General features: G+C 72.2%; 18 protein-coding genes. 9 read left to right on the top strand and 9 right to left on the bottom strand.

The features are described 5' to 3' along the window. Positions 1-44: 44 nt before the first annotated feature. The gene (locus EV671_RS20530) at positions 45-602 is read right to left on the bottom strand and encodes a hypothetical protein (RefSeq protein WP_132575238.1); all 558 of its coding nucleotides are present in this window, start codon (positions 600-602) and stop codon (positions 45-47) included. Between the two features lie 125 nt (positions 603-727). On the opposite strand from EV671_RS20530, the gene EV671_RS20525 reads away from it, so the two are divergent. Beyond that, positions 728-1,402, top strand: coding sequence for a glutathione S-transferase family protein (locus EV671_RS20525; protein WP_132575236.1), 675 nt, complete (start codon positions 728-730; stop codon positions 1,400-1,402). Between the two features lie 6 nt (positions 1,403-1,408). Here the strand turns inward: EV671_RS20525 and EV671_RS20520 are convergent, their stop codons facing one another. The 4 genes from EV671_RS20520 to EV671_RS20505 form a co-directional block, all read right to left on the bottom strand. Beyond that, positions 1,409-2,032, bottom strand: a complete 624-nt coding sequence (locus EV671_RS20520; protein WP_132575234.1) for a hypothetical protein — start codon at positions 2,030-2,032, stop codon at positions 1,409-1,411. Positions 2,033-2,046: 14 nt separating this feature from the next. Then, complete coding sequence (locus EV671_RS20515) at positions 2,047-3,231, bottom strand: FAD-dependent monooxygenase (protein WP_243655826.1); 1,185 nt, start codon at positions 3,229-3,231, stop codon at positions 2,047-2,049. A 4-nt stretch (positions 3,232-3,235) separates the two neighbouring features. Next, positions 3,236-3,886 (bottom strand): type 2 periplasmic-binding domain-containing protein, encoded by a 651-nt coding sequence (locus tag EV671_RS20510; protein WP_132575230.1) that lies wholly within the window; start codon positions 3,884-3,886, stop codon positions 3,236-3,238. Positions 3,887-3,976: 90 nt separating this feature from the next. Then, on the bottom strand, positions 3,977-4,687 hold the full coding sequence (locus tag EV671_RS20505; RefSeq protein WP_165917658.1) for a substrate-binding periplasmic protein: 711 nt from the start codon (positions 4,685-4,687) through the stop codon (positions 3,977-3,979). A gap of 155 nt (positions 4,688-4,842) precedes the next feature. Here EV671_RS20505 and EV671_RS20500 point away from each other — a divergent pair, with 155 nt between their 5' ends. From EV671_RS20500 to EV671_RS20490, 3 genes are all read left to right on the top strand, one after another. Beyond that, the gene (locus EV671_RS20500) at positions 4,843-5,826 is read left to right on the top strand and encodes a potassium channel beta subunit family protein (RefSeq protein ID WP_132575226.1); all 984 of its coding nucleotides are present in this window, start codon (positions 4,843-4,845) and stop codon (positions 5,824-5,826) included. Positions 5,827-5,954: 128 nt separating this feature from the next. Then, positions 5,955-8,945, top strand: coding sequence for a two-component regulator propeller domain-containing protein (locus tag EV671_RS20495; protein ID WP_132575223.1), 2,991 nt, complete (start codon positions 5,955-5,957; stop codon positions 8,943-8,945). Positions 8,946-9,030: 85 nt separating this feature from the next. Further along, entirely contained in the window at positions 9,031-12,168 is a 3,138-nt protein-coding gene (locus tag EV671_RS20490; RefSeq protein WP_132575221.1) for a ligand-binding sensor domain-containing diguanylate cyclase, read from the top strand. A 39-nt stretch (positions 12,169-12,207) separates the two neighbouring features. Here EV671_RS20490 and EV671_RS20485 read toward each other — a convergent pair whose 3' ends face one another. Then, complete coding sequence (locus tag EV671_RS20485) at positions 12,208-12,816, bottom strand: hemerythrin domain-containing protein (RefSeq protein WP_132575219.1); 609 nt, start codon at positions 12,814-12,816, stop codon at positions 12,208-12,210. 128 nt (positions 12,817-12,944) lie between these two features. Here EV671_RS20485 and tkt point away from each other — a divergent pair, with 128 nt between their 5' ends. The 3 genes from tkt (at position 12,945) to EV671_RS20470 (ending at position 18,304) form a co-directional block, all read left to right on the top strand. Beyond that, entirely contained in the window at positions 12,945-14,960 is a 2,016-nt protein-coding gene (gene tkt, locus EV671_RS20480) for a transketolase (RefSeq protein WP_207911212.1), read from the top strand. Between the two features lie 74 nt (positions 14,961-15,034). Next, a complete protein-coding gene (gene gap, locus EV671_RS20475) occupies positions 15,035-16,033 on the top strand; it encodes a type I glyceraldehyde-3-phosphate dehydrogenase (RefSeq protein WP_132575217.1) in 999 nt (332 codons plus the stop codon). A gap of 129 nt (positions 16,034-16,162) precedes the next feature. Continuing rightward, on the top strand, positions 16,163-18,304 hold the full coding sequence (locus EV671_RS20470) for a S8 family serine peptidase (RefSeq protein ID WP_132575215.1): 2,142 nt from the start codon (positions 16,163-16,165) through the stop codon (positions 18,302-18,304). Here the strand turns inward: EV671_RS20470 and EV671_RS20465 are convergent. From EV671_RS20465 to EV671_RS20455, 3 genes are all read right to left on the bottom strand, one after another. Further along, positions 18,290-18,961 (bottom strand): hypothetical protein, encoded by a 672-nt coding sequence (locus EV671_RS20465; protein ID WP_132575213.1) that lies wholly within the window; start codon positions 18,959-18,961, stop codon positions 18,290-18,292. The genes EV671_RS20470 and EV671_RS20465 overlap by 15 nt on opposite strands. Continuing rightward, the gene (locus EV671_RS20460) at positions 18,961-19,686 is read right to left on the bottom strand and encodes a biotin--[acetyl-CoA-carboxylase] ligase (protein WP_132575211.1); all 726 of its coding nucleotides are present in this window, start codon (positions 19,684-19,686) and stop codon (positions 18,961-18,963) included. The genes EV671_RS20465 and EV671_RS20460 overlap by 1 nt, the downstream gene beginning before the upstream one ends. 140 nt (positions 19,687-19,826) lie before the next feature. Beyond that, entirely contained in the window at positions 19,827-20,291 is a 465-nt protein-coding gene (locus EV671_RS20455) for an SET domain-containing protein (protein WP_132575209.1), read from the bottom strand. Between the two features lie 245 nt (positions 20,292-20,536). On the opposite strand from EV671_RS20455, the gene EV671_RS20450 reads away from it, so the two are divergent. Together EV671_RS20450 and EV671_RS20445 are read left to right on the top strand one after the other, a co-directional pair. Then, a complete protein-coding gene (locus EV671_RS20450) occupies positions 20,537-23,137 on the top strand; it encodes a DNA topoisomerase III (RefSeq protein ID WP_132575207.1) in 2,601 nt (866 codons plus the stop codon). Then, the gene (locus tag EV671_RS20445; RefSeq protein WP_132575205.1) at positions 23,137-24,522 is read left to right on the top strand and encodes an amidohydrolase family protein; all 1,386 of its coding nucleotides are present in this window, start codon (positions 23,137-23,139) and stop codon (positions 24,520-24,522) included. The genes EV671_RS20450 and EV671_RS20445 overlap by 1 nt, the downstream gene beginning before the upstream one ends. Positions 24,523-24,560 lie beyond the last annotated feature (38 nt).

Genomic DNA, 24,560 nt, shown 5'->3' with positions numbered 1-24,560 from the left:
AGGCCCGGTGGCACCCGAACGGCGCCGGCGAGAGACTGCAGCGCTCAGGGCCGCAGCGTGACGAGGTCGCGCAGCAGCTGGTTGATGTTGCTGCGCAGCGCGCGTTCGTTGGCGATGCGCAGCCGCTCGGACGGCGACAGCATGGCCTCGCCCAGGCGCGCCTCCTCCTCGCTGGCGACGAGGCGCTGGTAGACGACGCGGCCGTCGGCCTTGTCGACCAGCGTGTAGCGCACCGCGACGCCCACCGTCACGCCGGCCACCGGCACCAGGGGCTGGGCCAGCTGGGCCAGCTCGGCGCGCAGCTCGAAGCGCGGCACCGGCTGCGGCGCGGGCGGCTTCATGCCGACGGCATAGAGGGATTCGTCCAGCGCCTGCTGCAGGGCCGCGGCGCTGACCTTGGAGCCCCACCAGCGGCCCGTCTCCGCGCCGCCCTGCACTTCCGCGACGGCGACCTGGGTCTTCAGCGCATCCGGCACCCAGCCGCGGATCTGCAGCGCATCGGCCGCCGTGACGGTCATCGGCAGCGGCTGGCTGGGCGTGCCGCAGCCGGCGAGGGCATAGGCGAGCAGCGCGGCGGCGCAAAGGCGGGCAGGGTGCAGCATGGGACGCCCATGCTAGGCCGGCCGCGCCGGGCCGATCCGGCGAAACGGCCGGCTTTTGGGTGCCAGCCCCGATGCTTTGCCGGTTCGGTTACCGTCGCCGCAAGCAAACCCTCCGGAGTCCGCGCATGGCCCTGACGCTGCACTACCACCCGCTGTCCTCCTGCTGCTGGAAGACGCTGATCGCGCTCTACGAGAACGGCACGCCCTTCGAGGCCCGCCTCGTCAACCTCGGCGATCCGGCCGAGCGGGCCGCCTATGCCGCGCTGTGGCCGACGGCCAAGATCCCGCTGCTGCAGGACGGCGCGCGCGTCGTGCCGGAGACCTCGCTGCAGATCGAATACCTGGACCGCGAGCACCTGGGCCGCACGCGGCTGCTGCCGGCCGAGCCCGAGGCCGCCTTCGAGGCCAGGCTCTGGGACCGGCTGTTCGACTGCTATGTGATGGACCCGATGCAGCGCTATATCGGCCAGCAGCGCCGCCCGGCCGGGCAGCGCGACCCGCTGGCCGAGCAGGCGCATGTCGCGACGCTGGCGATGGCCTACGACCTCATCGAGGCCCGCCTGGCCGGCCGGACCTGGGCCGCGGGCGAGGCCTTCGGCATGGCCGATTGCGCCGCCGCGCCGGCGCTTTTCTACGCGTCGACCATCCTGCCCTTCGGGCCCGATCGCCCCTGGCTGGCGGCCTATTTCGAGCGCCTGCTCGCGCGGCCGTCGGTGTGGCGCGTCGTCACCGAAGCGCGGCCGGTCTTCCAGTATTTCCCGCTGCGCGAGCGGCTGCAGCCGCGCTTCCTGGCCGACTGATGCGGTTCAGTCCACGTCGAGCGTGTAGGTCACGGCCTGCGACTGCTCGGGCAGGATGCCGCCGAAGTTCAGCGTGTAGCGGCCGCGCTTGAGCGGGCCGAGGGCGACGTAGAAGCCATTGCCGGCCGCCAGCGTGTCGTCGTCCTCGACGACGTGGAAGCAGCGCCGCGTGGCCTGGCGATGGGCCTGCAGGCCGTTGAAACGCCGGCCGTTCAGCTCCAGCACCAGGGCCTGGGGCGCCGGCGTCGCGCGTGCGGCGCGCTGCTTCAGCGATGCGCAGGGCTCGTCCGCATCGTCGGGCTCCACCGTGAGGGTGTTGACGAGCGGGAAGAACAGCGTCTTGCCGGCCGGCACATGGCAGCTGCGGATGGTGCGCGCCGTGCCATAGGTGCCGGCCAGGAACCAGACCGGGCCGCTCTGGCCGCTGGCGCACTGGCTGCCGTCGGGGTCGGTGACCGGGCTGTCGTCGTCGTCGAAGGACAGGGCCCAGCGCCACCAGCGCTTGGACCATTCCTCCTGCGACGCGCCGGCGATGGGCTTGGCCGGCCCGATCAGCGGGGCGGTCTGCGCCGAGGCCGGCTGTGCGGCGGCGAGCAGCAGGCTTGCCGCGAGGGGGAGGGCGTATCTCATCTGGGGTCTCTGCTTCATCCGGCACCGAACATCATGCGCCGGGCAATGGCGCGCTTCAGCGGCGTGGCCAGCTCCAGCCCGGCCAGGGCCAGGCCGCGCAGGCCCGGCAGGCCCGGCAGCCGCCACGCGAAGCTGCGCGCGAGGAAGTCGGTCGCCGCGATCATCGGCCAGCGGTCCGGCGCGCGCTGCCAGTCGATGCGGGCCAGCGCGGCGTCCAGGCCGGTGCCGGTCTCGCCGGCATCGCGCAGCGCGTCCACCAGGGCCTGCACATCGCGCAGGCCGAGGTTCAGTCCCTGGCCGGCCACCGGGTGCAGGGTCTGGGCCGCGTTGCCGATGCGCAGTGCGCGGCCCTGCAGCAGCCGGGTCTCGACGTTGAGGCCGAGCGGGAAGCATTTCAGCGCCGAAATGCCGGTCAGCCGCCCGGCCGCGGCGGGCAGCTGCTGCTGGATGACGACGAGGCGCTGCGCGTCGTCCAGCGCGGCGATGTCGTCCTCGTCCTGCGGCAGGCACCACACGAGGGCCGCACGCGGCCCTTCAGCGTCATCGGGCAGGGGCAGCAGGGCCAGCGGCCCGTTGCGCGTGAAGCGCTCGACGGCCAGGCCCTGCAGCCCCGGCGCGGCCAGGCGCAGCGTGCCGACCCAGGCGTTCTGCCGGTAGTCGCTGGTGATGGGCTTGCGGTCCTGCTCGGCGAACACGCCGCCCTCGGCGACGACGGCGAGGTCGAAGCGGTCGACGACCGGGCCCTCGCCGCAGTCCAGCTCCACGCCGCCGGCCTGCGAGCGGATGGCATGCACCGGCGTCGCGAAGCGCGTGAACAGCCGCACCGGCTGCTCCGCGGCCAGCGCGAGCCAGCGCTGCTGCAGCGGCGCCACCAGCGCGCCATAGGGCAGCACGGCGCCGAGCTGGGGTTGGCCCAGTTCGGCCGCGCGTATCCAGACCTCGCCGGCCACGGGCGCCGGCGGCGCCTGGCTGACGTGCACGGCCTGGATGGCCTGGGCCGCCTCGGGCCGCCAGGCCGCCAGGCGCTGCAGCAGCCGGATGCTGCCGAGGTTGAGCGCCAGCGTGCGCGCGTCGCCGCCGATGTCGCGATCGAGCGGGCGGGTGTCGAACAGATGGATTTCGGTGGCGCGCAGGCGCTCGGCGGCGAGCAGGGCGAGCGCGAGGCCGGCGGGGCCGGCGCCGATGATGGCAAGCTTCATGGCCTCAACGATACCTGTCGACGATGCGGGCCAGGCTGGCGTCGGCCTGCATCGCGGCCAGGGCCGCGTCCAATTCGGCCAGCGTGAGGGAGGCATGCGGCGACAGCGCACAGGACGCGCGCCAATGCGTGACGAGCAGCGGCGGGTGCAGCGGCAGTGGCACCTCGCCGCGGCGCAGCAGGTATTCGAAGCTCGAGCGGCCGACCAGCGCATGGTCGACGCGGCCGCGGGCGAGCTTGCGCAGCAGGCCCTCGAGGTTGGGGCCGTCGTCGCGCACGAAGCCGGCGCCGAGCTCGGCGGCGACCTGGGTGTACTCGAATCCGGCGATGGTGCCGATGGGCTGGCCGGCCGCGTCGCGCAGATGCTGGGGCGGTGCACGGCGCCTGGCGGTGACAAGCAACTCGCCATCGTCGAGGAAGGGCCGGCTCCACTGCAGCGGCCCCGGCAGCCAGGCCGGCAGATAGGTGCAGATCAGGTCGGCCTCGTCGCCGGCCAGCAGCAGCGCGTCGACGCGCCGGCGCGGCACGACGCGAAAGCGGACCGCGCGGCCGACGCGGCGGCCGATCTCGAGGGCGATGTCGTGTTGCAGCCCGTCGACGACCTGCTCGTCGCGGATCAGTGCCTGCGGCATCTGCACGGCGCTGTCGACCAGCACGACGAGAGGCGTGTCGCTGGTCGCGGCTGCGCCGGCCGTGCCGAGGGCCAGCAGCAGCGGGAGCGCCGCGTCACCGCCATGCCGCGCGCCTCAGCGCAGGTGCTCGACGATGCGGGCGAGGCTGCCGTCGGCCAGCATCGCGGCGATGGCGGCATCGAGCTGGGCGAGGCTCAGGCTGCTGTGCGGCGACAGCGCGCAGGCCGGGCGCAGCTTCGCGACGACGAGGGGCGGGTGCAGCTCCAGCGGCACTTCGCCGCGGCGCTGCAGGTAGTCGAAGCTCACGCGGCCGACGAGGGCGTGGTCCATGCGGCCGGAAGCCAGCTTGCGCAGATTGGTGACCAGGTTCGGTGCGTCGTCGCGCAGGAAGCCGGCGCCGAGCACGGCCTCGGCCTCGGGGTAGAGAAAGCCCGTGACCGTGCCGATGCGCTGGCCGGCCAGCTCCTGCAGCTGGGCCGGCGCCGGGCGACGCGCGGCGGTGACGAGCAGGTCGGCGTCGTCGAGATAGGGGCGGCTCCACTGCAGCGGGCCGGGCAGCCAGCCGGGCAGGTAGTTGCAGCTCAGGTCGGCCTCGTGGCCCTCGCCGAGCAGCTGGGCCATGCGCCGGCGCGGCACGAGGCGGAACCTGACCGTGCGGCCCAGGCGCTGGCCGAGCTCCATCGCGATCTGGTACTGCAGGCCATCGACGACCCGGCCGTCCTCGACGCGGGCCTGGGGCATCTCGATGCTGCCGTCGACGAGCACGTAAAGCGCCGGGTCGCCGGCGGCAGCCGTTCCGGTGGCGGCCAGTGCCGTCAACAGCAAGCTGCGCCTCGAGCAAAGCCCAGACCGCGTCATCCCTCGTCCACCCTGCGCCCCGACCCCGGCGCGCCTGGGGCGATTGTGGCGACAGGCCGGCGGGCCGGGATGGCCGCGCTTAAGCTGTGGCTTTTCCGCACCTTCTGCCACAGGACTCCGCCATGCAATACCGCCGCCTCGGCCGCGCCGGCCTCCAGGTCTCCGAACTCTCGCTCGGCTCCTGGGTGACGTATCACAACCAGGTCGACACCAGGGCCGCCACCGAGATGCTGGCCGCCGCCTTCGACGCCGGCATCAACTTCTTCGACAACGCCGAGGTCTACGCCAATGGCGAGAGCGAGGTCGTCATGGGCCAGGCCTTCAAGACGCTGGGCTGGAACCGCCTCGACTACATCGTCTCCAGCAAGTTCTTCTGGGGCTTGCAGCGCGACGGCGTCACGACGACCAACCGCAAGGACACGCTGAACCGCAAATACCTGATGCAGGCCGTGGACGGCTCGCTCAAGCGCATGCAGCTCGAACACCTGGACCTGATCTACTGCCACCGCGCCGATCCGCACACGCCCATCGAGGAAACCGTCTGGGCGATGAGCGACATCATCCGCCAGGGCAAGGCGCTGTACTGGGGCACCAGCGAGTGGAGCGCGAGCGACATCCGCGCGGCCTGGGAGATCGCCGAGCGCCACCATCTGCACAAGCCAGTGGTCGAGCAGCCGCAGTACCACCTCTTCCACCGCCGCCGCGTCGAGCAGGACTATGCGCGGCTGTACGAGGACATCGGCCTGGGCCTGACGACCTGGAGCCCACTGGCCTCGGGCCTGCTGACCGGCAAATACCGCCACGGCATCCCGGCCGGCAGCCGCGGCGCGCTGGAGAACATGGGCTGGATGCGCGAGCAGCTGCAGGACAAGGCCCGCAACGACGCCGTCGGCCAGCTCGCCGAGATCGCCGTCGAGCTGGGCTGCAATACCGCCCAGCTCGCCATCGCCTGGATCAACCGCAACCCGCGCGTGTCCACCGTCATCCTCGGCGCCAGCCGCATCGAGCAGCTCAAGGACAACCTCGGCGCGCTGGCCGTCACACCCAAGCTGACGGCCGAGGTTGTCGAGCGCATCGACGCGATCACGAAGCCGCTGGCCGGTTGAGACGAAGCCCTCGTCCAGCGCCTGCGCTGGACGGCCCTGCGGCCGCGCCGGATGCTGCGCGGCAATCCGCAATTTAGAGGGTAGAGCCTGGGCAGACCCGCGCTGCGATTGGCCGAGAATCCCCGGCCATGAGGGGCCTGATAACAAAAGGGTGTGCAGCCCTGTTATTTGCGCTGGGGTGGGTGGCGGCGGCACAGGCCGTCGTGCCGCGTTTCGACCGCGTCGCGGTCGACATGATCCCGCGCGAAGCCGTCGCCGCACTGGCACAGGACCGCGACGGCTTCCTCTGGGTCGCCACCGGCGACGGCGTGGCCCGCTTCGACGGCCTGCGGCTGCAGCCGCAGGAGCTGACCGGCGGCCGCACCCCGGTCGAGCGCAACCTGGGCTGGGTGCGCGCGTTGCTGGCGGCACGCGACGGGCGCGTCTGGATGGGTACGGAAGACCGTGGCCTGGCCGTCTATGACCCGCGCGACGAGAAGATCCGGCTGGCCGACCCCGAGGCTGGCCAGCAACCGGTGCTGATGGCGCTGGCCGAGGACCGCGACGGCGCCATCTGGGCCGGCGGCCTGGGCGGCGGGCTGGTGCGCCATGACCCGGCCGGTGGCGCCGCGCGGCACTGGCATGCCGGCTCGGCGCCCGGCAGCCTGCCCGACGAGCGCATCCAGGCCTTGCTGGTGGACCGCGACGGCAGGCTCTGGGTCGGCAACTGGGCCGGCCTGGTGCGGCGGGTCGGCGAGCGCTTCGAGCCGGTGGCGCCGGAGCTGGCCGGCCGCTCGGTCCAGGCCCTGCTGCAGGCCGGCGACGGCGCGATCTGGGCCGGCAGCGCCGACGGCACGCTGTTGCGCCTGGACATCGATGGCCGGCGCCTGAGCCTGCCGCCCAGCCCGGCCGGCGCCGTCACCGCGCTGGCCGAGCCCGAGCCCGGCCTGCTGTGGGTGGGGCGCGAGGGCGGCATCGAGCTGCGCGATGCCCGCAGCGGCGCGCTGCAGCAATGGCTGCGCCACCGGCCGCTGCAGCCCGAGGGCCTGGCCGGCGACTCGATCACCGCGCTGCTGACCGATGCGCGCGGCGTGCTTTGGGTGGCCGGCCTGGGTCTGGGCCTGCAGCGCCACGACCCGAAGCCGCGCGCGCTGCGCGTGCGCGGCCCGGACGTCGACGCGGCCTCGCCGCTGGCCAACCCCAATGTGCAGGCGCTGCTGGCGCGCCGCAACGGCCAGGTCTGGGCCGCCACCGACGCCGGCGGCATCGCCGTGCTCGACGCCGGGCTGGAACAGGCCCAGCCCGGCCCGCGCCATGTCGGCCGGGTCGACGCGATGGCCGAGGGGCCGGACGGCCGCCTCTGGCTGGGCCTGCCGGATGCCGTGCACGAACTCGCCGCCGACGGCCGCACGCTGCGCGTGCACGCCCATGGCGGCGGGCGCACGCGCAGGCTGCTGGTGGGCCGCGACGGCGATGTCTGGATCGCGGCCGCCGACGGCCTGTGGCGGCTGGCGCCCGGCGCGGCCGCGCCGACGCGGGTCGCCTGTGCCGATGGCGGGGTCCTCGGCGGCGAGGTCCATGCACTCGCCGAGGCCGAAGACGGCGCGCTGTGGGTGGCCGCCAGCCAGGGCCTGCTGCGCCTGCCGCGCGGCGCCGGCGCCGCCGAGCCCGTGCGCTCGCCGCCCGGCGAGGGCCTGGCCAACCCGGTCGTCATCGGCCTGCTGTTCGACCGCCGCGGCCGGCTCTGGCTGGACACGGCCGTCGCCGGCCTGCACCGGCTGCGGGGCTGGCAGAACGGGTTGGCCCGCTTCGACCGCATCGGCGAACGGCTGGGCGCCGGCGGCCGGCCCTTCGGCGTCAACCTGCTCGAAGACGCCCGCGGCCGCATCTGGAGCCAGATGCAGGTCTACGACCCGGCCGCCGACCGCCTCGATGCGCTCGGCGCCGCCGACGGTGTGCGCATCGGCATGCCCTGGTTCTTCTCCTACGCGCAGACCGCCGACGGCCGCATGCTGTTCGGCGGCACGCGCGGCATCCTCGAAGTGCAGCCCGAGGCCTGGCAGCCCGAGCAGGCGCGGCCGACGCTGCGCATCGCCGGGCACGGCATCGACGGCGAACGCCTGGCCGTGCAAGCGGCGCTGGCCGGGTTGGTGCTGGAGCCGGGCACGCAGCGGCTCCTCATCGACGTGGCCATGCTGGATGTTGCGATGGCCGAGCGGCTGTCCTACCAGTACCGCGTCGACGGCATCGACGCCGGCTGGCTGAACTCCGCACCCGGCCAGCGCCAGCTCAGCCTGCTGCAGCCGGCGCCGGGCGACTACCGGCTGCGGCTGCGCGCCGGCCCCGATGCCCCCGAGCTGCAGCTGCCGCTGCGCGTGCGGCCGGCCTGGTGGCAGACCCGCTGGGCCTGGGCCGCCGCGGTGCTGGGCCTGGCGGGCGGCTTTGCGCTGCTGCTGCGCGGGCGCACCGCCCATCTGCTGGCGCGCCAGCGCGAGCTGGAGGCGCGGGTGCACGAGCGCACGCAGGCGCTGGAGGAGGCCAGCCTGACCGACCCGCTGACTGGGCTGCGCAACCGCCGCTACCTGCTCGAACACATCGAGGCCGATTGCGCTGCCGCGCGCCGCCGCGTCGGCAGCGCGGCCGCCGACCTGGTCTTCTTCCTGGTCGACCTCGACCACTTCAAGCTCCTCAACGACACCTACGGCCACGCCGCCGGCGACGCCGTGCTGGCGCAGATACGCGCGCGGCTGTGCGCCGTCTTCCGCGCCGGCGACGCCATGGTGCGCTGGGGTGGCGAGGAGTTCCTGGTCGCGGTACGCGACAGCGCGCGCGGCCACGCGCCCGATCTGGCCGAGCGGCTGCGCCAATGCGTGGCGGGCCAGCCCTTCGACACGCCGGCCGGACCGCTGGACATGAGCTGTTCGGTCGGCTTTGCGGCCTACCCGCTGATGCCGGCGCGGTCCGAGGCCTTCGGCTGGCAGGAGGTCGTCGGCGTCGCCGACGCGGCGCTCTATGCGGCCAAGAGCGCCGGCCGCAACCGCTGGCGCGGCGTCGAGCGCGTGGATGGCGACGACGCCGTGGCGGCCCGCGCGGCGCTGGCCGCCGGCGTTCCGCCCGCCGTGTGGCGCGCCGGCCCCTGAGAACGGCTTCCGCGGGCAGGATTCACCTCCGCTGAGGGCAAGCCCCGGCCGGCCGGCGCCTGGCGCTGGCCGAGAATCACCGCCCATGAGGGTCCTGGCGACAAGAGGGTTTGCAGCCCTGTGGATGGTCTTGGGGTTGGTGGCGGCCGTGCCGGCCGTCGAGCCGCGCTTCGATCCGGTTGGGGAGCCGGGCGCGGTGCGGGACAACGTCGTGTCGGCGTTGGCCCTGGATGCGCGCGGCCTGCTCTGGGCCGGTTCCGCCGAGGGCCTGCTGCGCTTCGACGGCTATGCCTTCCGGCGCTACCCGCTGTCCGCGCCCGACGGCAGCCTGCTGGCCGAGCAGTTCGTGCGCGCGATGCTGGCCGACCCGCGCGGCTGGCTGTGGGTGGCGGCCGGCAATGTCGGCCTGGTGCGGCTGGACCTGGCCAGCGGGCACTGGTCACGCTGGGCGCGCGACGGCGCCTCGGCCGACGAGACCGCACCGGCGGCCAACACGGTGCGCGCCCTCGCGCTGGAGCCGGACGGCACGCTGTGGATAGGCGGCAGCGGCGGCCTGGACCGGCTGGACGTGAAGACACAGCGCTTCACCCACCACCGCGGCCCCGACGACGGCCTGCCCGACGCGCGCGTGCAGTCCCTGCTCGTCGACCACCGTGGCACGCTGTGGATAGGCAGCTGGCGGGGGCTGGCGCGCAAGGCCGCCGACGGCCCCATCGAACCGCTGGACCTGGGCCTGAAGGACCAGCTCATCACGCTGCTGGCCGAGGCCCGGGACGGCCGCATCATCGTCGGCACGGCCCAGGGCAAGCTGCGCGCCCTCGACGCACAGGGTCAGGTGCTGCCCTTCAGTGCCGGCACCGGTGAGCACGGCCAGGGCGCCTGGCCCGTGATGACCATGACCCAGCCCTCGGCCGAGGAGCTGTGGTTCGGCGACGCCTCCGGCATCGAGCGCCGCCGCGCGGGCGATGGCGGCCTGATCGAGCGCATGCCGGCCAGCGGTACCGGCACGGCGCCGCGCAGCGACGTGCGCGCGCTGCTGCGCGACCCCTCGGGCACGGTCTGGGTCGGCAGCTTCGGCGGCGGACTGATGCGCCATGTGCCGCCGCTGCCGGGGCTGAGCATGGTGCGCGAGCCCATCGCCGGCATCGCGGCCGGTGGCCTGGACGTGCGCAGCGCGCTGCAGCTGAGCAACGGCGAGGTCTGGCTCGGCATGCTGGCCGGCGGCATCGAGCGCCGCGATCGCGAGCTGCAGCCGCTGGGCCGCATCGCGCCGGGTGCCAGCGGCCTGCCGCCCGGCCGCGTGAACGCCCTCGGGCAGACGCGCGACGGCTCGGTCTGGGTCGCCGTCGATACCCAGCTGCTGCGCTTCGACGCCCAGGGCCACTGGAAGGAGACGCTGCGCAGCGGCAATGCCGTGCCGCGCCGCCTGCATGCGACGGACGACGGCGCAATGTGGATCGCGACGCTGGACGGCCTGATGCGCTGGACGCCCGAGCGGCCGGCGATGCGTGCTGTCGCGACGGCCGGCCTGGTGGGCGGCACCGGCGAGGTCAATGCATTCGCCAACATGCCCGACGGCAGCCTGTGGGCGGGCGGCGCGGCCGGCCTGTTCCGCGTCGCCAGGCCCGGCGCGGCCGAGCCGGTGGCCGAATGGGTCGAGCCCCATGGCCTGACCGGCCAGACCGTGCTGGGCATGGCCGTCGACGCCAAGGGCGTGCTCTGGGTCGACACCGGTACCGGCCTGCACCGCCTCGTGCAGACCGACGGCCGGCAGGCGCGCTTCGAGGCGGTCGCCGCATCGGACGTCGGTGGCGCCTTCGGTGCCAACCTGCTGCTCGATGCCAGGGGCCGCATCTGGTCGCAGCGCAATATGTTCGACCCGGCCAGCGGCGAGCGCCGCGAGCTGGGCGCGGCCGATGGCGCCGACCTCGGCACCGGCTGGTTCCGTGCCTTTGCGCCGTTGGACGACGGCCGCATGCTGTTCGGCGGCGCACGCGGCCTGCTCGTCATCGACCCGGCACGCTTCTCGCCCTGGACCTACCAGCCGCCGCTGGTCGTTTCCGAGCTGCGCGTCGAGGGCGGCGAGCGCGTGCTGCCGGCCGACGGCCAGCCCCTGGTGCTCGCGCCCGGCGAGCGCGCCTTCAGCCTGTCCTTCGCGTCCCTGGACTACAGCCAGCCCGGCCGCAACCGCTACCGCTACCGGCTCGAGGGCCTGGACAAGCGCTGGGTCGACACCGGCGCGCTGATGCGCACGGCGGCCTACACCAATCTCTCGCCCGGCCACTACAAGTTGCACCTGCAGGGCAGCAACCGCGACGGCGCCTGGAGCCCGCGGGAGCTGGTGCTCGGCGTCGACGTGCGTGCCGCCTGGTGGCAGAGCCGCTGGGCGCTGGCCCTGGCCGTGCTGCTCGCGCTGGGCGCCGTGGCCGCCATCGTCAACATGCGCACACGGCTGCTGCTGCGCCACCGCCGCGTGCTGGAGGCCCGCGTGCGCGAGCGCACCGAGGCGCTGGAGGCCGCGACGGCCGAGCTGAACGCCAAGTCCGTCGAGCTCGAGGAGGCCAGCCTCACCGACCCGCTGACCGGCCTGCGCAACCGGCGCTTCCTGGAGCGCCAGATGCCGGCCGATGTCGCCATGGTCGTGCGCCACCACGAGCCTGCGCCCGGCGGCCAGCCCATCGGCGACCAGGACCTGCTGTTCTTCCTGATCGACTTCGACCACTTCAAGCGCATCAACGACGAGCGCGGCCATGCCGCCGGCGACGACGTGCTCAAGCTGATGCGCAGCCGGCTGCTGCAGGTCTTCCGCGAGGCCGACTACCTGATCCGCTGGGGCGGCGAGGAGTTCCTCGTCGTCGCCCGCGGCCTGCCGCGCGAGCGCGCCGCCGAACTGGCCGAGCGCGCCCGCCACACCGTTGCCGCCGAGCCCTTCGTGCTGGCCGACGGCACGCCGCTGCAGTGCAGCTGCTCGGTCGGCTTCGCGGCCTTCCCGCTATGCCCGGCGCTGCCGCGCGCCCTCGACTGGCGCCAGGTCGTCGACCTGGCCGACGCGGCCCTGTACGCGGCCAAGGCGGCCGACCGCAATGCCTGGGTCGGCCTGCTGCAGGCGCGCGCGCAGAGCGAGGCCGAGCTGCGCGAGGACGTGCGCCGCGATCTCGCCGACTGGGCCGCCAGCGGCAAGCTGCAGCTGCAGACGTCGACGTCCGGTGGATTGCGGGCCTGAACGGGCCCATCTGAGCCGCGCGTCACCCGGACGAGGGGCTCACTCCACCGCGGGGCCCCAGCCGAACGGCGCCGGCAGCGCCGTCAGGATGCGCTGGCGCAGCGGCGCATAGATCTCGTCCACCGGCTGACCCGGGCGCGGCGCGAGCGGGTCGCGGTGGCTGCCGAAGGCCTCGTCGAGTTCGGCCCAGTCGGCGGCATTCAGGGTTTCCGTCGCCCGCGGCAGGATCTCGGTCTCCTCGCGCTTCATGTGGCGCAGGTAGCGGGCCGTGTAGACCTGCAGTTGATGCTCGAACTTCTCCCGCCTTGCCTCGCCCATCTGCTCCCAGGCCAGCAGGCTGTGCTGCAACTCGCGGATGGCGCGCTCGCCCTGGGCGTGGTCGGCATCCAGGTCGTCCAGCGTCTCGCGCAGCGCCGGCACCCGGGCGCGCAGCTTGGGAAAGAGCAGCTCGCTTTCCTTCACGTGATGCAGGCGTTCGGGGAATTCGTCGACGTAGAACAGCATCGCGCGCAGCGCGCCGAAGTCGGCCTGCGTGCCGGCGCGGCGCTGGGCGTCGAGCAGCAACGGCAGGGTGCGCAGCATGGCGGCGAGGGCGTCGTGCTCGGCGCGGATCACGCGTACAGCCAGGGGCAGTGTCGATGCAGGCATGGCGCAAGCGTCGCGCGGCCGTGGCGCCGCAACCTTGCGCTGGATCAAGTTTGGCGCCTGAGCGGCAACTTGTGGCACCCCAGTAAAATCCCGGGTTTTGCCCCTCCAGCCCAAGGAAAGCCCCGGCCATGACCGCAACGCCCGCCTCCCCCACCCTCATGGCCAACGCGATCCGCGCACTGGCGATGGACGCCGTGCAGGCGGCCAACTCTGGCCACCCGGGCGCGCCCATGGGCATGGCCGAGATCGGCGTCGCGCTGTGGAAGCGCCATCTGCGCCACAACCCGGCCAACCCGCACTGGGCCGACCGCGACCGCTTCGTGCTGTCCAACGGCCACGGCTCCATGCTGATCTATGCGCTGCTGCACCTGACGGGCTATGAGCTGCCCATCGAGGAGCTGAAGGCCTTCCGCCAGCTGCACAGCAAGACGCCGGGCCACCCCGAGGTGGGCATCACGGCCGGCATCGAGACGACGACGGGCCCGCTGGGCCAGGGCGTGACCAATGCCGTCGGCCTGGCCCTGGCCGAGAAGCTGATGGCGCGCGACTTCAACCGCGACGGCCACCAGATCGTCGACCACCACACCTATGTCTTCCTCGGCGACGGCTGCCTGATGGAGGGCATCAGCCACGAGGCCGCGTCGCTGGCCGCGGCCTGGAAGCTGAACAAGCTGGTCGCCATCTACGACGACAACGGCATCTCCATCGACGGCCAGGTCGCGCCCTGGTTCGGCGACAACACCGCCCAGCGCTTCGCCGCCTATGGCTGGAACGTCATCGGCCCGGTGAACGGCCATGACGTCGACGCGGTCGACGCCGCCATCGCCAAGGCCAAGACCAGCGCGACCCAGCCGACGCTGATCATCGCCAAGACCCATATCGGCTGTGGGTCACCCAACCGCGCCAACACCGCCAAGGCCCACGGCGAGCCCCTCGGCGCCGAAGAGATCAAGCTGACCCGCGAGGCCATCGGCTGGACCAGCGAGCCCTTCGTCATCCCGGCCGAGGTCTATGCCGCCTGGGACGCCAAGGCCGCCGGCGCCGCCGCCGAGACCGCCTGGGAAGAGCGCTTCGACGCCTATGCCGAGGCCCACCCCGAGCTGGCCGCCGAGTTCCAGCGTCGCATGGCCGGCGTGCTGCCCGCCGACTTCGCCCAGGTCGCCGTCGATGCCGTCGTCAAGGCCCATGCCGACGCCGCCACCGTCGCCAGCCGCAAGGCCAGCCAGATCGCACTGGAGGCCTTCACCGCCAAGCTGCCCGAGATGCTGGGCGGCAGCGCCGACCTGACCGGCTCCAACCTGACCAACACCAGCCACACGCCCAGCCTGCGCTTCGAGGCCGATGGCAAGCCCAACAACGGCCGCCACATCAACTACGGCGTGCGCGAGTTCGGCATGGCCGCCGTCATGAACGGCGTGGCCCTGCACGGCGGCTTCATCCCCTATGGCGGCACCTTCCTGACCTTCAGCGACTACAGCCGCAACGCCATCCGCATGGCCGCGCTGATGAAGCAGCGCGTCATCCATGTGATGACGCACGACTCCATCGGCCTCGGCGAAGACGGCCCGACCCACCAGTCCATCGAACATGTGGCCAGCCTGCGCCTGATCCCCGGCCTGGACGTCTGGCGCCCGGCCGACACGACCGAAACGGTGGTCGCCTGGACCATGGCCCTGGGCAATGCCCAGCGCCCCAGCCTGCTGGCGCTGAGCCGCCAGAACCTGGCCTACTCGCCCAAGACCAATGTCGACGAGATCGCCAAGGGCGCCTATGTGCTGGCCGAGCCCGTGAAGGGCAAGGCCAAGGCCGTCATCATCGCCACCGGCTCCGAGGTGCAGCTGGCCCTGGCCGCGCAGAAGCTGCTGGCCGACGAGGGCGTGAAGGTGCGCGTCGTCTCGATGCCGTCCACCAATGTCTTCGACCGCCAGGACAAGGACTACAAGAAGGCCGTGCTGCCCAAGGGCCTGCCGCGCGTGGCCGTCGAGATGGGCGTCAGCGACTTCTGGTGGAAGTACGGCTGCGACGCCGTCGTCGGCATCGACAGCTTCGGCGAATCGGCCCCGGCGCCGGTACTGTTCAAGCACTTCGGCTTCACGGCCGAGAACGTCGCGGCGACCGTGAAGGCCGTGCTGAAACGCAAATGAACCCGCGGAATTCGGCGCATCGCTGAAAATCGCGCCGCCTGAAGACTGAATTCCTTTTCCCTGGAGACTGTTCCATGACCATCAAGATCGGCATCAACGGCTTCGGCCGCATCGGGCGCATGGTGTTCCGTGCCGCCGCCGCGAATTTCAAGGACATCGAGGTCGTCGCGATCAACGACCTGCTGGAGCCCGACTACCTGGCCTACATGCTCAAGTACGACAGCGTGCACGGCAAGTTCGACGGTGACGTGGCCGTCGAGGGCAACACCCTGGTCGTCAACGGCAAGAAGATCCGCCTGACCGCCGTCAAGGACCCCGCCGAGCTGAAGTGGGGCGAGGTCGGCGCCGACATCGTCATCGAGTCCACCGGCCTGTTCCTGGACAAGGCCGGCGGCGAGAAGCACCTGGCCGCGGGCGCGAAGAAGGTCATCATGAGCGCGCCGTCCAAGGACGAGACGCCGATGTTCGTGTTCGGCGTGAACCACGCCAAGTACGCCGGCGAGGCCATCATCTCCAACGCCTCCTGCACGACCAACTGCCTGGCCCCGCTGGCCAAGGTGCTGAACGACAAGTGGGGCATCAAGCGCGGCCTGATGACCACCGTGCACGCCGCCACCGCCACGCAGAAGACCGTCGACGGCCCGAGCAACAAGGACTGGCGCGGCGGCCGCGGCATTCTCGAGAACATCATCCCGAGCAGCACCGGCGCCGCCAAGGCCGTCGGCAAGGTCATCCCCGAGCTGAACAAGAAGCTGACGGGCATGAGCTTCCGCGTGCCGACGTCCGACGTGTCGGTGGTCGACCTGACCGTCGAGCTGGTCAAGGACGCGAGCTACGACGAGATCTGCGCCGAGATGAAGGCCCAGAGCCAGGGCGCGCTGAAGGGCGTGCTGGGCTATACCGAGGACAAGGTCGTCGCGACCGACTTCCGCGGCGATGCGCGCACCTCCATCTTCGATGCCGACGCCGGCATCGCGCTGGACGGCACCTTCGTGAAGCTGGTGTCCTGGTACGACAACGAGTGGGGCTACTCCAACAAGTGCCTGGAGATGGTCCGCGTCGTGAACGGCTGATCGACCGCCGCACCCACCTGAAGGCCCCGCAACGCGGGGCCTTCTGCTTTCTTGCACAGTGACATTTGTTTCCTTTCCGTACCAGGGCGGCGCCTAAACTGACCGGCTCCCCATGTCCAAGCCGTCGTCATGATGCTGCTGCGCCCCCTCCTCATCGCCGCCGCTCTGGCCGCCCCGTTCGCAGCGCCAGCCCAGACGGCCGACACCGAAGCCCGCGTCATCGTGCGCTTCAAGGCCCATGCCGACAGCGTGCGCGCCAAGGCCCTGGGCCTGCGCGCGACGTTCGAGGAAGCCGGCGAGATCGCGCAGACGCGCGCGACCGCGCTGGGCCTGCGCCAGGGCCAGCGCCTGAGCGCCGGCCTGAGCCTGGACGAACGCACCCACGTCGTCACCGCCACGGGCCTCAGCTCGGCCGCGCTGGCCCGCCGGCTGGCGGCCGACCCCGAGGTGGAGATGGTGGCCGTGGACGGCCGGCGCAAGCATCTGAGTGCCGCACTGCCGCCCAATGACCCGCTGTTCGGTGGCGTGATGCCAGCGCCGACGGCCTATATCGGCATGTTCTATGACGCGGGAGACCCTAGCGCCAACCCGCCCGTGGCGCCCAAGCTGCAGCCCACGTATAGCCGCACCATCGACCAGTGGTATCTGAAGGCGCCGAGCACCGTCACCAGCGGCGGCAGCGCCACCGGCGAGGTGGTGTCCAACATCAATGTGCTGCCGGCCTGGGGCCTGACGACGGGGGCTTCCAGCGTCGTCGTCGCGGTGCTGGACACCGGCGTGCGCCGCGATCACCCGGACTTCATCGCGTCCAATGGCACCAGCCAGTTCCTGAGCGGCTACGACATGATCGGCGCCACTCCCGCTTCGGCGGGCTCGACCGCGACGGCGATCGCGAACCGGCCGGCCAATGCCGACCTGACGCTCGCGCTGGACTACGGCGACTGGGTCAGCCAGGCCGACATCGACAGCGGCAAGCTCGGCAGCGGCTGCACCTCGGCCGACATCGACAACAGTTCCTGGCACGGCACCCGCGTGTCGGGCCTGATCGCGGCGCTGGCCAACAACGGCCTGGGCATGAGCGGTGTCGCCCCCGGCGTCAGGATCCTGCCGGTGCGCGTGCTCGGCAAATGCGGCGGCTACGACTCAGACATCATCGCCGGCATGAGATGGGCCGTCGGCCTCGCGGTGCCCGGCCTGCCGGCCAACCCCAACAAGGCCAAGGTGCTGAACATGAGCCTGGGCGGCTCGGGCAGCTGCGCCGCCAGCGACGCGACCGGCGCGCTCTACCGCGACGCCGTCGCCCAGGTCAACGCCCAGGGCGCCACCGTCGTCGTCGCCGCCGGCAATTCCGAGGGCCAGGCCGTGGGCCTGCCGGGTAACTGCCCCGGCGTCGTCACGGTGACGGCCTTGCGCCACGTCGGCACCAAGGTCGGCTTCGCCAGCCTCGGCCCCGAGGTGAGCCTCGCCGCGCCGGGCGGCAACTGCGTCAACCTGGCCGTCGGCTACCCCTGCCTGTACACGATGGTCAGCACGACGAACTCGGGCGCGACGACGCCGGTGGCCAACGACGCGAGCTACACCATGGGCAATGCCTCCGTCGGCACCAGCTTCTCGGCGCCCATCGTCAGCGGCGTCGTCGCGCTGATGGCCTCGGTGCGGCCGGCGCTGACCTCGGCCGAGGCCACTGCCGCGCTGCGCAGGACGGCGCGGCCCTTCCCGACGACGGGCGGCGGCAGCGCCTCCAGCGCCACGCCGCCGGCCTGCGTCGCGCCCAGTTCGGCGAAGCAGGACGAGTGCTACTGCACGACCAGCACCTGCGGCGCCGGCATGGCGGATGCCGCGGCGGCCGTCGCGGCGGCCCAGGCCCTCAATGCCGCCACGGTCACTGTCACGCCGTCCAGCAGCAGCCTGACGGCCACGCAGTCGGCCACGCTGACGGCCGCCATCAGCGGCCTCGCGGCCGGCAAGACCGTGGTCTCGACGAACTGGACGCTGCTGGATGGCGGCACGGCCGTCAGCGGCTTCAGCGGCGGCGCCGGCACGGCGACCGTGTCGCTGACGCCGTCCGCCGCCGGCAGTTTCACGGTGCAGGCCGATCTGACCGACAGCGATGGCCTGGTGCACAGCCAGGCCGCGAGTTTCAGCGTCGCCGCGGCGCCGGTGCAGGCGCCCGCGGGCGGTGGCGGCGGCGGTGGTGGCGCGGCCAGCGCGGCCTGGCTGGCGGCCCTGCTGGCGGCGGCGCTGGCGCTGCGCCGCTCAGCCCGCGGCTGATGGGGCCGACGCGGCCGGCGCGGCGCTGCAGGCCCTGAAGCCGCCGGCCAGGGCCGGGTCCTTGCTGGCCTTGAGCCGGGCCGCGAGCAGGCCGTCGGCCTGCTCGATGACGAGGCTGTGGCGGGCCTGCGGGGCCTTCAGCGCCAGCACGCGCAGCCCCTTCAGGCCGCGCCTTTCCAGCGCCGCGACCGCGCTGCCGGCCTCGGCCTGGCTGGCGTGGCGGCTCAGCACGAAGGCGGGCTGCTCGGCGGCCAGGCCGTCCAGCGGCTCGAAGGCGATGTGCATCTGCTTGTAGGTGGCTTCCTTGCGGGCGCGGAAATCGGGGTCGGCGAGCCTGATGGTGGCGGCGACCCACACGCCCGGCAGCTCGCTGCTGCGCAGCTGGGCGTCGGCGCCCGCGGCCTTCAGCGCGGCCTGGGCGGCGGCCAGCGCCGCGTCGCCGTCCAGCGGGCCGAGTTCCAGGCAGCTGCGCTGGGCCAGCGCGGCCACGGCGCTGGCGGCCAGCGGCTGGATGCGCTCGGGGTGCTGCTGGGCGGCCAGGCGCTGGGGCTCGCGCCCCGCATCGACCGGCAGGCCGGTGACGGTGTCCAGCCAGCCGCGCGACCAGGCGAAGAAGAGGGCGTTGACCACCAGCAGCACGATCACCAACACACGCATCACGGGGAAGTCTCCAGTCTGAGGCTGAGTTCGCCGGCGCTGACGATGGCCATGCCGGCGTCCGTGTCCAGCAGCAGTTCGCCGCGGGTGGACACGCCGCGCGCGATGCCCGTCCGCTCGCCGACGCGGACACGCTGGCCGGCGGCCAGGTCACGCCGCGAGAAGGCGAGTTGCCAGGGCCCGAAGCCCAGCGTCCGGAAATCGGCCAGCAGGCCTTGCAGGGCCGGCGCCAGGCGGTCCAGCGTGGCCTGTGCCGTGGCGGCCGGGTCCAGGGCTTGCAGCGCCGCGTGGCCGCTGGCAAAGGCGCTGCGGTCGGCCTCGGGCGGCAGGGGCAGCAGGTTGATGCCGATGCCGATGACGACGCCGCGCAATTGGGCCGGCAGCGGCACGGCCTCGATCAGGATGCCGCCGAGCTTGGCGCCGTCCAGGAAGAGGTCGTTGGGCCATTTCAACCGGATGCGCTGGCCCGCCGGGTCGAGCACGTCGGCGACGCTGCAGCCGACGGCGAGCGACAGGCCGGAGAGGTCCAGCTCGGCCGGCAGCGGCAGGGCGACGGAGAAGGTCAGCGCCGAGTCATCGCTCTGCCAGGCGCGGCCCAGCCGGCCGCGGCCGGCGGTCTGGCGCGCGGCCGACAGCAGCAGCGGACCGCCGCCGTCGCGCAGGTGGGCCAGCGCCTCGGTATTGGTCGAGCCGCATTCGGCGAGGTGCTTGCGAACAAAAACCATCGGTGGCTTCCAGACCAGTTCAACCGTCTAGACGGAGGCATGTGGTGCCTTCCCAAGCGGCTCCCGCAGAACCGGCTATGCCGGGCTGCTGGGAGCGCCCCCTTGAGGGGGCCGGCGAAGCCGGTAGGGGGTGGGTCATCTCAGCGGCGCTTCGGGGCCAGCATGGTGCCGCGGCAGGTGGCCGCACCGCACCAGCAGGCGAACTGCCTCTTGACCTTGGCCGTGTGGCGCTCGTCCAGCACCAGGCCGTAGTCGTAGAACAGCTCTTCGCCGGGTTCCAGGTCGCGCAGCGCCTTGATGAAGACGCGGCCGTCGACCTCGTCGGCCTCGCAGTTGGGCTCGCAGGCGTGGTTGATCCAGCGCGCGTTGTTGCCGCCGTAGAGCGCGTCGATGACGAGGCCGCCGTCGAGGTGGAAGTAGAAGGTGTGGTTGGGCTGGGCCGGGTCGTGGGGGTGGCGGTCCACCGCCTCCTCCCAGCTGATGCGCTCGCCGGTGTACTCGATGATCCGGCTGCCCGCCGCGATGGGGGCCACGGCGTAGACGCCCCGGCCGTGCACGCCGGAATCACGGACTTCGATCTTGCGGCGCGGGGTTTTAGGCGTCATCGGCGCTGTGGTACGGTGATTTCATGGGTGCGCGCGTGCGTGAGCGTGCGCGCGAGGCCCGGATTGTAGGCAGCAAGAAATGGTGCCCCCGGTTCAGCGATTACGCTGAACCGCCCCCCGAGGGGGCGGCGATGCATGACGGATCGACCGTCATGCACATCGCCCCGCGGGCCGGCTTGGGGCGGCCCGGCGCTCGGCCCGTAAGGCGAGCAAACAACCTGACAGAACGAGCGATTGAACGACTGATGAGCAAGACTCTGATCATTGCCGAGAAACCCAGCGTGGCCCAGGACATCGTCCGGGCGCTGACCCCGCAGGCGGGCAAGTTCGACAAGCACGACGATCACTTCGAGAACGAGCAGTACGTCGTCAGCTCCGCCGTCGGCCATCTGGTCGAGATCGCGGCGCCCGAGGAGTACGACGTCAAGCGCGGCAAGTGGAGCTTCGCCCACCTGCCCGTGATCCCGCCGCACTTCGACCTCAACCCCATCGACAAGAACAAGGGCCGGCTCAATGCGCTCAGCAAGCTGATCCGCCGCAAGGACGTGACGGCCCTGATCAACGCCTGCGACGCGGGCCGCGAGGGCGAGCTGATCTTCCGCCTCATCGAGCAGTACGCGCAGCCGGCCAAGGGCAAGCTGAACAAGCCCATCCAGCGCCTGTGGCTGCAGTCGATGACGCCGGCGGCCATCCGCGAGGGCTTCGAGAAGCTGCGCAGCGACGCGCAGATGCTGCCGCTGGCCGATGCCGCGCGCTGCCGCTCCGAGGCCGACTGGCTGGTGGGCATCAACGGCACGCGGGCCATGACGGCCTTCAACTCGCGCGACGGCGGCTTCTTCCTGACCACCGTGGGCCGCGTGCAGACGCCGACGCTGTCCATCGTCGTCGAGCGCGAGGAGAAGATCCGCAAGCACGTCGCCCGCGACTACTGGGAGCTGCGCGCCAACTTCGACGCCCAGGCCGGCCAGTACGAGGGCAAGTGGTTCGACCCCGCGTGGAAGAAGAACGACGATGCCGAGCGCCGCGCCGACCGGCTGTGGAATGCGGCCGACGCCGAAGCCATCGCCAAGGCCGTGCTGGGCAAGCCGGCCACCGTCACCGAGGAGAGCAAGCCCAGCACGACCAGCTGCGGCGCCCTCTACGACCTGACGACGCTGCAGCGCGAGGCCAACTCGCGCTTCGGCTTCTCGGCCAAGACGACGCTGTCCATCGCCCAGGCCCTGTACGAGAAGCACAAGGTGCTGACCTACCCGCGGACGGACTCGCGCTTCCTGCCCGAGGACTACCTGGCCGTGGCCAAGGACACGGCCAAGATGCTGGCCACCGAGGACCTGCCCGGCCCGCTGGCCGCGCTGTCCCAGCACGCGGCCAAGTCGCTGAAGGAAGGCTATATCAAGCCGACGAAGAAGGTCTTCGACAACGCCAAGGTGTCGGACCACTTCGCCATCATCCCGACGCTGCAGGCGCCCAGGAGCCTGACCGAGGTCGAGGCCAAGCTCTACGACATGGTCGTCAAGCGCTTCCTGGCGGTGTTCTTCCCGCCGGCCGAGTTCCTGGTCACGACGCGGATCTCGAAAGTCGAGACCCACCATTTCCAGACCAACGGCAAGGTGCTGGTCAAGCCGGGCTGGCTGGCCGTCTACGGCAAGGACGTGGACGACGAAGACGCCAACCTCGTGCCGGTGCAGCCGGGCGAGGTCGTGCGCACCGAGAGCGTGGACGTGAAGGCCCTGCAGACCAAGCCGCCGGCGCGCTACACCGAGGCGACGCTGCTGTCGGCGATGGAAGGCGCGGGCAAGCTGATCGACGACGACGAGCTGCGCGAGGCCATGGCCGAGAAGGGCCTCGGCACGCCGGCCACGCGCGCCGCCACCATCGAAGGCCTGATCACCGAGAAATACATGCTGCGCGAGGGCCGCGAGCTGATCCCCACGGCCAAGGCCTTCCAGCTGATGACGCTGCTGCGCGGCCTGGCGGTGGAGGACCTGACCAAGCCCGAGCTGACCGGCGACTGGGAGTTCAAGCTCTCCGAGATGGAGAAGGGCAAGCTCTCTCGCGAGACCTTCATGGCCGAGATCGCGGCCATGACCGAGAAGATGGTCGCCAAGGCCAAGGGCTATGACCGCGACACCATTCCCGGCGACTACGCGACGCTCAAGGCGCCCTGCCCGAAGTGCGGCGGCGTCGTGAAGGAGAACTACCGCCGCTTCACCTGCACCGGCCGGCATGGCGACGGCAGCGATGCCTGCGGCTTCTCCATCGGCAAGATCCCCGGCGGCCGCAGCTTCGAGCTGGCCGAGGTGGAGGCCTTCCTGGCGAACAGGAAGATCGGCCCGCTGGAGGGCTTCCGCTCCAAGGCGGGCTGGCCTTTCACGGCCGAGCTGGCCCTGGTCTTCGATCCCGAGATCGACAACTGGAAGCTCGAGTTCGACTTCGGCGAGGACGCCAAGAAGGCCGAGAACGACGGCGAGCCGGTGGACTTCAGCGGCCAGCAATCCTTGGGCGCCTGCCCCAAGTGCGCGGGCCATGTCTACGAGCATGGCGCCAACTACGTCTGCGAGCACTCGGTCGGCGAGAAGGTGACCTGCGACTTCAAGACCGGCAAGGTCATCCTGACCCAGCCCATCGAGCCGCCGCAGGTGCACAAGCTGCTGACCGAGGGCAAGACCGACCTGCTGGAGAACTTCGTGTCGAACAAGACGCGGCGCAAGTTCAAGGCCTTCCTGACCTACGACCGGAAGGAAGGCAAGGTCGTCTTCGAGTTCGAGCCTCGTGCCGGCAAGCCTTCGGGCAAGGCCGCGCCGGCGAAGAAGACGGCCGCGAAGAAGGCGGCCGCCAAGGGCTGATGAAGCCGCTGCGCCGCGCGCTGCTTCTGCTGGCTGCGCTGTGCGGCCTGCCGGGGCTGGCCGCGGCGGCCGGGCCGGTCACGGCCTTCGTGCACGCCAATGTCGTCACGATGAACGGTGAGGCCGAGGTGCTGCGCGACCGCACGGTGCTCGTGCGCGAAGGGCGCATCGACGCCATCGGCGCCCCCGCGCTGGAGCTGCCGGCCGAGGCCCGGCGCATCGACGCCGCCGGCGCCTGGCTGTCGCCCGGCCTGGCCGACATGCACATGCATTCGGACATCGCCGACGACCTCGCGGTCTATCTCGCCCATGGCGTGACGACGGTGCTGAACATGGGCGGCGCCCGCGACGGCTTCATCCAGCGCACGCTGCCGGCGGCCAACCGTGGTGCCATCCCGGCGCCCCAGGTCTTCGCGGCCTTCGTCGTCGACGGCACGGCCGACTACGGCCATTTCCAGGCCCACACGCCCGACGAGGCGCGCGCCGTCGTCGACCTGGCCAAGGCCAACGGCTACCGCTTCATCAAGGTCTACAACAACCTCAGGCCCGAGGTCTTCGCCGCGCTGGCGGCCCAGGGGCGGCGCCAGGGCCTGCCGTTGCTGGGGCATGGCGTGACGGCCGTCGGCCTGGCGGCCCAGCTCGATGCGGGCCAGGCCGCGGTGGCCCATCTAGAGGAGTTCTTCTACGGCTTCTTCTGGCCGCCCGGCACCGAGCAGACCGATGCGCCGCCGCCCGATGCGGCCATCGCGCGCGCCGTCGAGGCGATGCGCGCCCACCCGGGCGCGGCCGTCGTCGCCGACCTCGTCACCTATGCCGCCATCGCCGGCCAGATCGGCCACCCCGAGGTCGTCGCCGCCCAGCTGGCGGCGCCCGACATCGCGACGCTGGCGCCCGCCGACCGCCTGGCCTGGCGCCAGAGCGGCTATGTGCGCAAGACGGCCCGGCTGGCGGCCCGGCTGGCCTTCCTGGGACGCCTTGCCAAGGCCCTGGCGGACGCCGGCGTGCCGCTGCTGGCCGGCACCGACGCGCCGACCATCCCGGGCCTGTTCCCGGGGCGCTCGCTGCTGGACGACCTCGATCTGCTGGAGCAGGCCGGCCTGAGCCGCTACCAGGCGCTGGCGACGGCGACGCGCTGGCCGGGCGACTTCATCGCCAGCCGCCTCGGTGCCATGCCCTTCGGCCGCGTCGCCGTGGGCATGCGGGCCGATCTGCTGCTGACGGCCGCCAGCCCGCTGGACGGCCTGGCCACGCTGCGCCGGCCGCTGGGCGTCATGGCGGGCGGCCAATGGCGCGACGCGGCGGCGCTGGATGGCCTGCGCCGCGACGTGGCCGGCCATTACGCGCCCCACGACGCACCCGCCGACCCGTGCCCGCCGCCACGCTGACCTCTGCTCGAAGGGGCTGAATGCCCCTATGCTCGGCG

This window comes from Roseateles saccharophilus (assembly GCF_004342485.1).
In the GTDB taxonomy this organism is placed as follows: Bacteria; Pseudomonadota; Gammaproteobacteria; order Burkholderiales; family Burkholderiaceae_C; genus Pelomonas; species Pelomonas saccharophila.
Note: the sequence above shows the minus strand (reverse complement) of the source record. Positions and strands in the feature narration are given on the sequence as shown.

Coding starts and splice junctions, on each gene's coding strand:
- EV671_RS20530 (WP_132575238.1), bottom strand. CDS start 602: ATGCTGCACCCTGCCCGCCTTTGCGCCGCCGCGCTGCTCGCCTATGCC.
- EV671_RS20485 (WP_132575219.1), bottom strand. CDS start 12,816: ATGCCTGCATCGACACTGCCCCTGGCTGTACGCGTGATCCGCGCCGAG.
- tkt (WP_207911212.1), top strand. CDS start 12,945: ATGACCGCAACGCCCGCCTCCCCCACCCTCATGGCCAACGCGATCCGC.
- EV671_RS20460 (WP_132575211.1), bottom strand. CDS start 19,686: ATGGTTTTTGTTCGCAAGCACCTCGCCGAATGCGGCTCGACCAATACC.
- EV671_RS20465 (WP_132575213.1), bottom strand. CDS start 18,961: ATGCGTGTGTTGGTGATCGTGCTGCTGGTGGTCAACGCCCTCTTCTTC.
- EV671_RS20495 (WP_132575223.1), top strand. CDS start 5,955: ATGAGGGGCCTGATAACAAAAGGGTGTGCAGCCCTGTTATTTGCGCTG.
- EV671_RS20470 (WP_132575215.1), top strand. CDS start 16,163: ATGATGCTGCTGCGCCCCCTCCTCATCGCCGCCGCTCTGGCCGCCCCG.
- gap (WP_132575217.1), top strand. CDS start 15,035: ATGACCATCAAGATCGGCATCAACGGCTTCGGCCGCATCGGGCGCATG.
- EV671_RS20445 (WP_132575205.1), top strand. CDS start 23,137: ATGAAGCCGCTGCGCCGCGCGCTGCTTCTGCTGGCTGCGCTGTGCGGC.
- EV671_RS20525 (WP_132575236.1), top strand. CDS start 728: ATGGCCCTGACGCTGCACTACCACCCGCTGTCCTCCTGCTGCTGGAAG.
- EV671_RS20450 (WP_132575207.1), top strand. CDS start 20,537: ATGAGCAAGACTCTGATCATTGCCGAGAAACCCAGCGTGGCCCAGGAC.
- EV671_RS20520 (WP_132575234.1), bottom strand. CDS start 2,032: ATGAGATACGCCCTCCCCCTCGCGGCAAGCCTGCTGCTCGCCGCCGCA.
- EV671_RS20455 (WP_132575209.1), bottom strand. CDS start 20,291: ATGACGCCTAAAACCCCGCGCCGCAAGATCGAAGTCCGTGATTCCGGC.
- EV671_RS20490 (WP_132575221.1), top strand. CDS start 9,031: ATGAGGGTCCTGGCGACAAGAGGGTTTGCAGCCCTGTGGATGGTCTTG.
- EV671_RS20515 (WP_243655826.1), bottom strand. CDS start 3,231: ATGAAGCTTGCCATCATCGGCGCCGGCCCCGCCGGCCTCGCGCTCGCC.
- EV671_RS20500 (WP_132575226.1), top strand. CDS start 4,843: ATGCAATACCGCCGCCTCGGCCGCGCCGGCCTCCAGGTCTCCGAACTC.